The organism is Budvicia aquatica DSM 5075 = ATCC 35567 (genome assembly GCF_000427805.1).
In the GTDB taxonomy this organism is placed as follows: Bacteria; Pseudomonadota; Gammaproteobacteria; order Enterobacterales; family Enterobacteriaceae; genus Budvicia; species Budvicia aquatica.
In genome coordinates, this window is record NZ_ATYS01000027.1 from 40,892 (window position 1) to 53,287 (window position 12,396).

9 protein-coding genes are annotated in these 12,396 nt (G+C 46.0%); 2 read left to right on the top strand and 7 right to left on the bottom strand.

Going from position 1 to position 12,396, the window contains the following annotated elements; all coding sequences use genetic code 11:
- Positions 1–57 precede the first annotated feature (57 nt).
- The 7 genes from glmU to YWE_RS0112185 form a co-directional block, all read right to left on the bottom strand.
- On the bottom strand, positions 58–1,428 hold the full coding sequence (gene glmU / locus YWE_RS0112155) for a bifunctional UDP-N-acetylglucosamine diphosphorylase/glucosamine-1-phosphate N-acetyltransferase GlmU (protein WP_029094781.1): 1,371 nt from the start codon (positions 1,426–1,428) through the stop codon (positions 58–60).
- A gap of 301 nt (positions 1,429–1,729) precedes the next feature.
- Entirely contained in the window at positions 1,730–2,971 is a 1,242-nt protein-coding gene (locus YWE_RS0112160) for a lipase/acyltransferase domain-containing protein (protein ID WP_029094782.1), read from the bottom strand.
- A gap of 1 nt (position 2,972) precedes the next feature.
- Positions 2,973–4,391 (bottom strand): AmmeMemoRadiSam system radical SAM enzyme, encoded by a 1,419-nt coding sequence (gene amrS / locus YWE_RS0112165; RefSeq protein ID WP_029094783.1) that lies wholly within the window; start codon positions 4,389–4,391, stop codon positions 2,973–2,975.
- Positions 4,392–4,447: 56 nt separating this feature from the next.
- Positions 4,448–6,691: a penicillin acylase family protein gene (locus tag YWE_RS0112170; protein ID WP_029094784.1), complete on the bottom strand. Its 2,244-nt coding sequence runs from the start codon at positions 6,689–6,691 to the stop codon at positions 4,448–4,450.
- A gap of 10 nt (positions 6,692–6,701) precedes the next feature.
- Entirely contained in the window at positions 6,702–7,730 is a 1,029-nt protein-coding gene (locus YWE_RS0112175) for an NAD-dependent epimerase/dehydratase family protein (RefSeq protein ID WP_036015901.1), read from the bottom strand.
- On the bottom strand, positions 7,727–8,809 hold the full coding sequence (locus YWE_RS0112180; RefSeq protein ID WP_029094786.1) for an acyl-CoA reductase: 1,083 nt from the start codon (positions 8,807–8,809) through the stop codon (positions 7,727–7,729). Before YWE_RS0112180 ends, YWE_RS0112175 begins: the two co-directional genes overlap by 4 nt.
- Positions 8,806–9,864: a LuxE/PaaK family acyltransferase gene (locus tag YWE_RS0112185; protein ID WP_227659911.1), complete on the bottom strand. Its 1,059-nt coding sequence runs from the start codon at positions 9,862–9,864 to the stop codon at positions 8,806–8,808. Before YWE_RS0112185 ends, YWE_RS0112180 begins: the two co-directional genes overlap by 4 nt.
- 326 nt (positions 9,865–10,190) lie before the next feature.
- Between YWE_RS0112185 and YWE_RS0112190 the strand changes: the two genes are divergently transcribed.
- Positions 10,191–11,084, top strand: coding sequence for a LysR family transcriptional regulator (locus tag YWE_RS0112190; RefSeq protein ID WP_029094788.1), 894 nt, complete (start codon positions 10,191–10,193; stop codon positions 11,082–11,084).
- A gap of 275 nt (positions 11,085–11,359) precedes the next feature.
- Positions 11,360–12,352, top strand: a complete 993-nt coding sequence (gene mglB, locus YWE_RS0112195) for a galactose/glucose ABC transporter substrate-binding protein MglB (RefSeq protein ID WP_161628773.1) — start codon at positions 11,360–11,362, stop codon at positions 12,350–12,352.
- Positions 12,353–12,396: the final 44 nt, after the last annotated feature.

Consider the following 12,396-nt stretch of genomic DNA (forward strand, 5'->3'; position numbering starts at 1 on the left):
TTTGCCATCAATCAGATACGGGAGGATTCCCCTCCCGTATTCTGTAATAAAACTAAGTTATTTCTTTTTAACCGGTCTTTGCCAACCGGTAATGTGCTTTTGCTTAACCCGGCTAATTACCAGCTCATTTTCACCCACATTGCTGGTCACCGTGGTTCCGGCACCAATAGTTGCGCCGTTGGCTACGCTGACAGGAGCAACTAATTGAGTATCAGAACCGACAAATACGTCATCACCGATAATGGTTTTAAACTTATTCGCACCGTCGTAGTTACAGGTAATCGTTCCTGCACCAATGTTCACCCGGTCGCCGATTTCTGCATCGCCCAGATAGGAGAGATGACCGGCTTTAGAGCCTTTACCCAAACGGGAGTTTTTGATTTCAACGAAGTTACCTACGTGAGCATCTTGTTCCAGCTTAGCACCCGGGCGCAGGCGGGCAAAAGGACCCACGGTACAGCCAAAGTTTAATTCAGCATTTTCTATTACGCTGTAAGGGCTAATCACACTGTCATTACCAATCACACAGTCTTTCAGCACACAACCGCTGCCGATAAATACCCGATCTCCTAGCACCACTTTTCCTTCGATGATGACATTGGTATCAATGGTAATATCGCGACCGTGAACCAACTCACCGCGCAGGTCAAAACGAGCCGGGTCGTTAAGCATTACGCCGGCAAGCAGCAGGCTTTCAGCCTGTTCTGATTGATAAACTCTTTCCAGACGAGAAAGCTGAAGGCGGTTATTGACCCCTTCAACTTCGCTTAAGCGGGTAGGATGAACCGCTTCGATAGCATTACCTTCGGCATGGGCCAGCGCAATGATATCGGTAATATAGAATTCGCCCTGAGCGTTGTTGTTGTCTAACTTAGCTAACCAGCGCTTTAAATCTTTACCGCTGGCAACCAGAATACCGGTATTGATTTCATTAATTTTATGCTGTTCAGCGGTCGCATCTTTGTGTTCAACGATGCTAACGACTTGGCCATCTTTGCGCACGATGCGGCCATATCCGCTAGGATCGTCAAGCTTAACGGTCAGCAGGCCAATTCCGCCTTCCGGCTTAGCGTTAATTAAGCGATCAAGCGTCTCTTCGGCAATTAGCGGCACGTCGCCGTATAGCATCAAAACGTTTTCATCGTCAGAAAAATAGGGGGCAGCCTGCTGCATCGCATGGCCGGTACCCAGCTGTTCAGCCTGTAAAACCCAATTTATTGGCTGATTGGCTAAGGTTTTTTTCAGCAGGTCACCACCGTGGCCATAAACCAGATGAACCTGTTTTGCACCAAGTTTAGACGCTGTATCAATAACGTGCTGTACCATTGGCTTGCCCGCCAACGGGTGCAGCACCTTAGGAAGATCTGAATACATACGCGTACCCTTGCCGGCGGCAAGAATAGCTACGCTAAGTTGAGACATTGACATAAACGACCTGCTAAAAATTTGATTGGCGAAAGTAAACCTGTTTAGCAATAAAATTGCTACTTATTTTTCATCGAAAACTACGCTCAAGCCTTATGGCATAAGGGATGATGAAAAAAAGCGGGTTTACGCTTAAATAACAAAAAAACCGTCTGCATTCGGAGACAGATTTTGCGGCATTACGGTGAAATAATAACGCGTTATAAGCGGTAATAAACCGCTTTTTTCTTATCACGTAATAAGTTAATAAACCGCTGGAAAAATCCAGCCATTATCCACAGAGATAAATATTTTAACCCCCGCATTATATTGACTTCTCTCGCTCTACCGCCAGATCAAAGGCTAAACTCTGCAAGTTAGGCGTATGATTAATCAATGCGCGATGGGTTCTGGCCTGGCTAACATAAATGTAGCTTGTTCCCCATGGTTGATGATTAGGATCGCGAACTATCGGACCACAACGATGGTCAAGCAGACCGTTTAACGGTAAGTGATCGTCTCCGGCGGCCAGCGTCTGTGACGCCAATTGGGGAATATCTCGTAAAATATTTTTTGCCTGTAAGTACCAACGCTGGCGATGGTAAACCGCCGCTTTTACCGCTTGGTTATTATCACTTAAATACCAAACCTGAGGCACCGCATGTTCCAACTGGCTGACGCCGGCAATGCTGGCTGCAAACTCTTTGGCCTGATGTAAATGTTGCCCCAATCGATCTCTTACCCGCTGACATTGAGATGAAATATCACCACCCGATGTTCGATATGGCCCTATCTGGTACTCCTGCCAGCACTGCGGATTATAAATATCAAAATCCTTCAGTGGCTGCCCGTGAATATCAATAACATTCGGATTAGCAGGAAGAAGTTGGTAAGCGCTGGGATAACCGGCGATATCATCAGGCGAGAAACCATGAAGATATCGGGTTGCCGCATAGTACCCGGTTTCCATCATAGATAATGCGTGAAATGTTCCCTGCCATGGCGGGCCAAAGGAGTACCATTTAGCGATAGTTTCACGATTTTCTGCTGAAGTATGGCGCAGCCAATAACGAACGGCCAGATTTGAAGCTGATTGCCCTATCAGCACTATTTTCTGATCTGCACCAAATATGGTTTTCAAGCGTTGAATTTCAGCATCCAGATGGTCTGCTAGCTGGCGATGATCGGCCCGCCAGTCATGGCCCAGAAAAAACAGATCCTGACCTTCCTGATAACCCAGTGCCGTTTGTAAAACCTGCTTTAACTCTGCCGTAACCAGTGTGTGGACCAAACCCGGCACAATAGTAAAAGCATGAAGCTGCTCACTGGCTAATATCCGAGATCTCTGGGCTTCAGTATTTTGATACTCATAAGGTTGGCGGGCAAAAAAACCGCCCGCGCCTCCCCAGATGAATTTTTGTTGCTGGCGATCGTATAGCTTGGTACCAAGAATACCGGGAAGGTAAATCACCGGCAGGTTCTGGCGTTTAGCGCCAAGCCCTGCTCGGCGAAGCTTAGCGGCGATCGATTGAGCCCGTATCGCCGAATATCCCCAGTTTAACGGCATATCAGCGTCCTCTAAGCGGCAGGAAGGTTAGCGGAACGTCTTCACTTGCCTTATTGGTTTGTTCAGCGCCGGTCACCGGAAAGTGGGCCCGATCGTAAACTTCAAAGATTTGACACTTATTATTTTCCGGATGGTAAAGGCGGATGCCTTCAGCCCGTTCGTCACTTTTTGACAGCATAAAGCGATCGCAACTGTTGGTACCCACTTCACCCACAGGCTGACCAGTGGCTGAAATAAATTGGTAGAACAGTTGAGAGTCATTAGACTGCTCAACGTGACAGGCTTGAATAGCCCCGCGGAACATATGGGTAGAACACACTAAACCCGACGGTATTTCAGCAATCACCGGTTTGGTTTTTTCAGCCTGCCATGGCAGCAGAATCGGCGACGGTATTCCACACTGAGGGCAATGGCCGTTATCCAAGAAAGATTGAGCAATCAGGCCGCTGCGTTGAACCCATTGGGTCTGACATTCAGGGCAATAGGAATTGGCACTCTGGGTATCAAACACATTTCCCAGATAAACGTAGCGCATACCGTCATCAATAGCCTGCTGTCTGGCCTGTTCCAAAAAGGGAATAGAGGTTCGTTCAACGTTGGTATAGCGATAATCCGGATGGAAGCGCACATAGTGTAGCGGAATTTCAGCATCCAGATTATTTAACATCCAGTCAGAAACCCGGCGGGTTTCGGTCAAATTATCATTTCGGCCGGTAACACACAGATTAGATACTTCCAGATGCGGGCCATTCCCAGCTTTACGGGCCGCATAAACTTGTTTAATTCCGTCCAGAATCGGCTGTAGTCGGCCAGAGGTAAATTTGCGATAGAAGCTATCCTGCATCGACTTAAGGGAAATGCTGAAGATATCCATCACTTCAAGTAAATCATCAATACCTTTCTCACTGATATAAAAAGCACTTTTATACAGGTTTTTTAGCCCATGTTGACGCGCTAATCTGGCGGTATCCATCACAAATTCATGCCAGACAATCGGGTCATTATAGGTCCATGAAAGTACACGGATATTATGCTTAAGGGCATAATTAACAACGTCCTCCGGGCTGTAATACATCACATTGCTGTCTTGTACATAGCGAGCCTGACTGGTGGTCCAGTTTTGGCAAAAATCACAGCGCAGCATACAACCAATATTACCTAAAGAAAGAATTTGCTCTCCCGGGGCATAATGATAAACAGCTTCAGTTTCAATACATTCCTGAGTCATTGGTACGGACTTACCATAGTTCAGGCTAACTAACGATCCGTTCTCATTACGACGCATACGGCAAGTCCCGGTGCGCCCAACACTGATTTTACAGGCTCTGGGACAGAGCTCACACTGTATCGCACTATCTGGCAATGAGTGCCACAAGCGCGCCGGATGTCCTGTTTTTTGCCACTGCTTAACGACAGCCATGCATAAATCCCTCTGGTTGGCTAAATAGGTCCAATAACGTCTAATGGATAGATAACTTAATCACGACCGTTTTTATTTTCTCCGTTAGGAGAAGGAGTCGTCATACTCCAGCGCAAGCCTGCCTGCCAACGCTGCAATGTCGGTTTTAACTGCCAGCTAAAAGGGTTTCCTTTAGCCGGCGTATTCATCATGTATCTCATTTCACCATTTTCACTCAGGTCACACAAAATCTTAAAGCCCGGACCAAAGGTGTAGGGCTTGCTGCGTACTGGTGTGCTATCACCGGTCTGAGTTTGAGTAAGAAAATCAGTATTTTGTCGGGTAGCATGAATGGTTTCCCGATTACCTCCCTGATAAGGATAGCTACCAGTGAGTAATTTTCTTACCCACTCCGGGCGTTTAATGCTGTGTTGAAATTCAACCACCGGTAAAGCTAAGTTACTGCATCCATCCATGGCGGCAATGTAGGCATCCTGTACCAGCTGTCTTACCGAATCTTGTTGATACTGCCAGTCCTCTAGATGATGCTGTAAAATAGTCAGAATATTCCAGCGACAACCCGGCCAAAAATCGACGTATAGCATCCGTGAACCGCGTTTAAGTACTTTGCATAAGACTTTGGTTGTCAGGTGTTGAATCCATAAATCAAACAGCTGAGAAGCTTTAATATTTCTCGTATCGCCATCCCACTCTGACAGTATCGAAGGTTCGGTTAAATAAGAGAGTAAAAAAGGTAAGGACTGGCGGGCGAAAATATCTAATTTGTCATCCTGAATCGCCTGCATACTCTCCAGATTATGCCGTGATGTTTTCTCAATTAATTCACTAATCCGTAATGCCCGGCTAGGCGGATGCCAGCGGTTCGATAGCGCACATTTATGGCTAAATAATGACTCGCTGTATTGATTGGCGTAAGCCACATAACCTTCCGGTGGATTATGTTTAACCGGTAGTTCATCAAAGGGGACAAATCCCTGCCATTGATGATGCGGATTGGCCAAATTAAGAATCAGGCTACCGATCTCACGTTTTCTTTTAGGAATATATCCCATCGCCTGTAAACCAATATCACCATGAATATCGGCATATCCGACCATCATTGGAGAGTTATGAACATGGGTCAGGCTGGCGCGGAAAGTTTGCCAGTTATGGCATTTAGCCAATGAGTAGAGCGTAATATCCCCTTGCGGATTCTCCAGTGCAGGCCAGCGTAAAAACAGGCCGTAGCCGTCCTTTTCAGAAAGCAGCCTGCCGTGTGAGAAACCATAAGAAGTAAATTCATGAGATTTTCCGGATTTACAGGCAATTTGCTGATCTTCTTTTTGCAGAGCAACCCAGCCGTCTACCGTTTCAACCCGCTGTTCTGCTAAATCAATTTTGCCCCAGAACAGGTCCTGATTATCGGCCATAATACCGACCATTCCCCAGGCTGCGTGCCTATTACGACCGACGATAATTCCCGGCGCTCCGGGGAAGTGGGAACCAACGGCATACAGCCCTTCATCACTCACCAGCTTACACATCATATTGAAACCGGGATTGACATGGCCCATATGGGGATCGGCAGCTAACAGCGGCAAACCAGATTCAGTGTGCTGACCACCGATAGCAATCACATTAGAGCCGGTATCCGGCGATGCCAGGCCAAGGTGTTTCATGCCCAGCAGACCATCACGCAGTGCCTCTTCAACATCAACAAAACGCTGACCGTTAGCGTCTAAAGGCAGAGGGGGGATCGGGTTACCTTCTTGGCTGACAGTTGTTAACAGCTGCTGATGCTGTTCAGGCGTCAAACGCCCGGCTAAACGGGTATGGAACAGCTCATATTGCCAGGCGGAATTGATAAAATACTTTAGCTGAGCAAGTAAATAAGCATCCGTTATGCTGAAAGGACGCGGACGATATTTCAACATCAGACATTCAGCCGGTAACAGACGTTGATCGGATAATGCCTGATTCATTCCGGCAACATACGCCTGAATATGCTGATATTGCTGACCTTGCCATGATGAAGGATCGGCACTGGCATCACTGGCTTCTGCACGCTCAGCTAATGCTTTTAATCCTAGTCGACGCTGAAATACATCGGTCCTTAGCGCACCGGTACCCATAATTTGTGATAGCTCACCGGCACCGACACGTCGAGAGAGATCTAATTGCCAGAGCCGAAAACGAACGGCACCATATCCTTGCCCAAAAAATACCGCCTTGTCAGAACTTCCTTCAACGGTCATTAACTGCGGGTTATCCAGCGCTACGCTGACGGAACCCCATGGGCTTTGTAATCTAATGACCTTCATCGTTAATCCTTTATTTTTTAGCAGACCGTACATCCTTCACGGCCTGTTCAGCCATGGCCTGAGCAAACAACTTGAGTTCCTGATAAGGATCACCCGCTGACCAGTTAAGCTGTTTTATCGCCTTATCAGAACAATACATATAAGTGCTACCGTCCATAATTCTCAGCGCTTCCTGAGAAAGCGGCATCGTAAAACCAGTAAATGACAGTTTATCCATTGCCCATGCCACAGGCTTTAAAGCAGAAACCGAACGTGAAGGTAGAATGTCACGCTGGCTCACTTCAGCCAATAGAGCAAAAACTTCAGGCATCGAAAAATCTTTACCGGTAAACAGAAAATTTTGGCCCTGAATTTGTGAATCAACGAGTTGGACCAGTCCATGACAAAGACGTTCAACATGGCATAGCTGAAAACTGCTGGTAGTGGTTATTTGGAAGGGTATCTTGCCGCGAAAGTAGGCATTGATTGTCTGACTGAGTACGCTGGCATCACCCGGTCCGAATACGCCGCCCGGGATGGCAATATTTATGGGTAAGCCCTGCTGCTGTCGCTGTAATAGCAAAGTATGGGCTATCTGCTTAGTCTCTTCGTAATAGCTACGAAAAACCCCGTTATGACGATGAGTTTCGTCGGGAAAAGTACCGTCTGTCTCACCTAATGCCGCCGTCGTACTCAAATAAACCATTTGAGGAATCGAAGCTTGCTGAGCCGCATCAAACAGTTCCATCGTTGCCGTCACATTCGTGTGGTACATTCCCCGACGAGCAGCGCAGGAAGCAGGTAAACCAACGCGATAATCTGCCGCCATATGAATCAGCACCTGATGGTTTTCCAGTGCTGCCCGGTAACTGTCTGGCTGTCGTATATCGCCAATGACTAGCCTTGTTTCCGGTGGCAATTCCGGCCGCCCGGGAATTTTTTTTAATTCTGATGATCGGACTAAAACGGTCATCGCATAACCCTGCTGGTAGAGCTTTGGTAATAAATGAGAGCCAATAAACCCTGTTCCGCCGGTCACAAAAATGCGCGGTCTGCTCATGATAAATAATCTTCCCTGTGAATAAATCTGACTAACGCCGACAACATAAAAAATCCATCATGAGGTGCCAGTAACGGACGGGCATGCATAGAGCCAATCGGACAATAGCGAGTAAAGCTACCCACCTGAGGACAAGTTTGTTTTCCCCAATATCCTAAAGTTTGCAGCCGTCCCGGCCAGCGCCGTTCAGCCTGTTCCAAGTTTTTTTCAATCGAGCCAATAACAATCTGGAAGCCTTTAGGCAGCCAAAGCTCAGGTGAAAAGGAGTGACTTAAGGTAACGCCCCAGCCAGAACGTTGGCTATAGCTAATTTTCCCTAAATCTGGCTGCACAATATAGTGCATTGCCAGTTCACGGGCTTTGGTTAGCTGCACCAATCTATCGCTTTCTGCTAACAAAGGTAGCCGATCCAGATGCTGCTGTAGCTGATGATAAAGTTGCTCAGCGGCGGTTTTATCTTCGACAACAATAAAGCGTGGCGAGCTGCATACCTGTTGAAGAAACAGGCACGCATCGGTCAAAATGGTATCAAGAGGAGGAAGCCGTTGGCCAAATAGGGCTATGCCACTCAGTTTAGGCCCCAGCTCAATCAAACGAATATGAGCCGGAGTCATCATTCTATAATGCCTGATTAGGGCTTCACCGCCGGCTAACAGAACCGTATCAATATCTTGCAATAATTTCACATCATCTTGGCTATCACTCTGCCAATCATAGATTTCACAATCATCGGCTGAAAGACCCAACTCCCGGCGCAGCAGCATTAACCAGTTGAGTGAATCTCTGGCTTTAATACGCATCCGGCTGCCGATAAGGTAAGCCACAAGAAAACCTTCCATTGTGGCTAACGGATCTTTCTCTGAAAGAATAAATAACAAACGATAAGGTGGTCGCCAGTGTCGGCCAGCCAACTCACTACTGACCTTTTGCTCGAGTAAATCTGAATGACATAGTTGCTGTAAACGGGCTAAGCAAAAAGCCTGAGTGGCCGGATCGGCTGAAAACACCAAATTTAGCTCAATACATTGAGCAAGCCATTTTTTGATATTTGCTACCCTTTCCGGCAATCCATCGTTCATATTGCTTCTGCCGCACAGGTTCCTTCAGGCGTCGTTGCCCGTCCAATATAGCGTAGAAAACGCCTTGATTGACCGCATGGACAATGCTCCCCCCATGAACCCAGATCCTGAGTCAGTAAGCGATGAGAAGGCAATGAAGCAAAGAATGGATTCTCTAACTGAATTAAACCCGGCCGATCGGCCTTAGCCGATTGTCCGTCAGCATCAATGATGGTGAATTGAGAGTAAGCAGGAATATGAAAATGACCTTCCTGACAGCTGATGTAGTGCAGCGGATGTTCTGTCATACCGTAAATATCCCGGATATCCACCAGCGGTGCCTGCAGACACTGCTTTAGTCCGGAAATAATTTGCTGGCGATCGAGTCGTTGGGTCATCCCCTTCCAGCCACCGCCGGTTAGTCCTCTGACCGGGACCTTTAACCTAAATGATTCTGGCTGACTCAAACACAGGTGTTCAAAGAAAACCGTCAGACCGAAAATATAAACCGGTACCGGCTCATTGGCCCAGCGCTGCAAGGTATCCCATGCCAGCTTAGTATCCAACTGCCCGTTGGCTTGCACAGCAAACACGCACTCCTGAACCGGCGCACAGGCGGTAAATTTTAGGAATGCCGTTGCATATCCGGCATGATCGCCGGTAGAAGGGTCAGGAGAGAGCAATAAGAATCGGGCTGGTACCGGAGAAACTAAGCCGTTTTCAATAAAAATTTGTACCATTCCCTGCTGGATCCGCGCCATGCTGGTGGCATCGAAAAATACCTGCGTTTTGCCCTTATCTCCGGTTCCTGAACTATTAAGCCATTGTCCCTGATCGCCCGTTGGCGTCGCTAAATCTAGGGTTTTAAATAAACCAACGGGAATAACCGGGTGAGATTGAGCTGTGCACAGCTGTGCATAAGTCGGATTATGAGCCTGATGCCAAAGATCGGCCTGTTGCATTGCTGAATCAAACAGCGCCTTATCGGCATCGGTATTTAATCCATAGGGAGCAGGTAAATTAGCCAATAGGTCAATGGCTGTAGGTTGGGTTATACATTCCTTGTTATCCGGCATAATTGTTTCCATAAAAATGAATTAATTGCTAACCACAGACTTCCTTCTGCTTATTTCGTGGGCCATTTCCACATTCCGTAGAATAAACGCACAATAATCGATACTAGTTAGCTTCATGATACAAATCAATCAATGAATAAATCTTATCCGTTACTAATTGTGTGACTAGCTGATAGCCTTAGGTAAGTGATTCAGTTGAATAAATGGGACAGGTACCTATAAAACTTGAAGCATGACAGCGAGATAACGGCAATTAAATAGCCTGTCTTTATTGCTAAAAATAGGCTTAAATAATCAGTATCATTGAGCAATGATCAAAAATAACCATGAAAACTACCCTCGAAGAACTTTTGGCTTTTGTGACCGTTGTCGATAGTAATTCGATAACCAAAGCGGCTGATAAACTGAACCAGACGGTATCTGGCGTTAGCCGGGCACTAGGCCGGTTGGAAGAGAAGTTAGAAACATCGCTACTCAGTCGTACTACTCGCCGTTTAGCACTGACGGAGGAAGGTGAAGCCTTTCTGGTTCATGCCCGAAATATTCTGGCTTCGGTAGATGAAGCAGAAGATCAGATGGCAATACGCCGCCAACAACCTGCCGGGCTGCTACGGGTTAATGCCGCATCCCCCTTTATGTTGCATACTATCATTCCCATTATTGGTGATTTTCGCCGAAGTTATCCGCAAATAGAGTTAGAACTTAACACTAATGACCATTTTATCGATTTGTTAGAACACAAAACGGATATTGCTATTAGAATCGGAACGCTGCGCGATTCCACTCTCCATGCCCGACATTTAGGTACCAGCCAACGCAGAGCGTTAGCCCACCCGGATTATCTATCATCCAGACCACCAATAAACAATATTCAGGATTTAAATCATCACCAGCTTTTAGGTTTTACTCAAATAGACAAGTTAAATGAGTGGCCATTTAATGATGAAAAAGGGGATTTATTACGTATCACCCCGGCACTGTCAGCTTCAAGCGGTGAAACCTTAAGACAGTTAGCATTAGCCGGTGAAGGTATTGTTTGTCTGTCGGACTTTATGACCCATAAAGACAGAAAAAGCGGCCAGTTGGTTGAGATATTACCTGAACAAACGGTAAAGGTATTACAACCTATTAATGCCGTTTATTATCGCAATACAAAGCTATCGGCGCGTATAACCTGCTTCTTGGATTTTTTAAGCAGCCGCATAAAAGACATGCTTTAGTGCCTCAAATATCCATGAATACCACAAAATACTGCTGCTGTTTTATGGTTATTCGGTGACCTAATCATCCTCTCTATCTGCCTTTCAACACAGAGTCATTTTCCAGCGTGATATTTATCACTAATAATTAACATGACCGTGGAATTCTTTTAAGTCTCTACTAGGATTAATTTAATCACTGAATTTACTACGGTCATTATCTTTTTGTTTTATAAAACTAATGGCTAAACAGACACTCCGTATATCAACCCAAGTGCTTAGGCATGGAGATTTTCATGAAAAAAACGCTATTAGCTATGATGGTGTTTGGTGCCTGTATGGCAACATCCGTATCCACGATGGCAAACACTAAGATCGGTGTAACTATATATAAATACGATGATAACTTTATGTCGGTGGTACGTAAGGCGATAGAAAAAGAAGCTAACACTGATAAAAATGTCACCCTTTTAATGAATGACTCGCAAAACGATCAGTCAAAACAAAACGATCAGGTTGACGTATTAATCGCTAAAGGCGTTAAAGCATTAGCGATTAATCTGGTAGACCCGGCGGCGGCTCAGGTCATTATTGATAAAGCCCGCGGTGAATCTATTCCGGTTGTTTTTTATAACAAAGAACCCGCTAAAGCAGCCCTGGATAGTTATGATAAAGCCTACTATGTCGGTACCGATTCTAAAGAATCAGGCGTAATCCAAGGGGAGTTAATCGCCAAGCAGTGGAAAGCCCATCCTGAGTGGGATTTAAATAAAGACGGCGTTATTCAATATGTTTTGCTTAAAGGGGAACCCGGCCACCCTGATGCGGAAGCCCGTACCACTTATTCAATAAAAACCCTGAATGATAACTTCAATATTAAAACAGCTCAGCTTCAGCTCGATACCGCTATGTGGGACACCGCTCAGGCCAAAGACAAAATGGATGCATGGTTGTCAGGCCCGAACGCAGACAAAATTGAAGTGGTTATTTCTAATAACGATGCCATGGCGATGGGTGCGATAGAAGCTTTAAAAGCCCACAACAAATCAAATATTCCGGTATTCGGTGTTGATGCACTACCTGAAGCTTTAGCGTTAATAAAGCAGGGAACTATGGCGGGTTCAGTATTAAATGATGCCAGTAATCAGGCAAAGGCAACGTTCCAATTATCTAAAAACTTAGCTGAAGGAAAACCGGCGACGGAAGGAACTCAATGGGTGATTAAGGACAAAGTGGTACGTATCCCTTACGTTGGCGTAGATAAAGACAATTTGGATAAATTTAAGTAATCCATTTTACTGATAACAATAGGGGGCACAGCCCCCTTTTAAGT

What these genes read in the sequence shown, in the direction of transcription:
- glmU (WP_029094781.1), bottom strand. Translation starts at nt 1,428, where the DNA reads ATGTCAATGTCTCAACTTAGCGTAGCTATTCTTGCCGCCGGCAAGGGT.
- YWE_RS0112160 (WP_029094782.1), bottom strand. Translation starts at nt 2,971, where the DNA reads ATGCCGTTAAACTGGGGATATTCGGCGATACGGGCTCAATCGATCGCC.
- amrS (WP_029094783.1), bottom strand. Translation starts at nt 4,391, where the DNA reads ATGGCTGTCGTTAAGCAGTGGCAAAAAACAGGACATCCGGCGCGCTTG.
- YWE_RS0112170 (WP_029094784.1), bottom strand. Translation starts at nt 6,691, where the DNA reads ATGAAGGTCATTAGATTACAAAGCCCATGGGGTTCCGTCAGCGTAGCG.
- YWE_RS0112175 (WP_036015901.1), bottom strand. Translation starts at nt 7,730, where the DNA reads ATGAGCAGACCGCGCATTTTTGTGACCGGCGGAACAGGGTTTATTGGC.
- YWE_RS0112180 (WP_029094786.1), bottom strand. Translation starts at nt 8,809, where the DNA reads ATGAACGATGGATTGCCGGAAAGGGTAGCAAATATCAAAAAATGGCTT.
- YWE_RS0112185 (WP_227659911.1), bottom strand. Translation starts at nt 9,864, where the DNA reads ATGCCGGATAACAAGGAATGTATAACCCAACCTACAGCCATTGACCTA.
- YWE_RS0112190 (WP_029094788.1), top strand. Translation starts at nt 10,191, where the DNA reads ATGAAAACTACCCTCGAAGAACTTTTGGCTTTTGTGACCGTTGTCGAT.
- mglB (WP_161628773.1), top strand. Translation starts at nt 11,360, where the DNA reads ATGAAAAAAACGCTATTAGCTATGATGGTGTTTGGTGCCTGTATGGCA.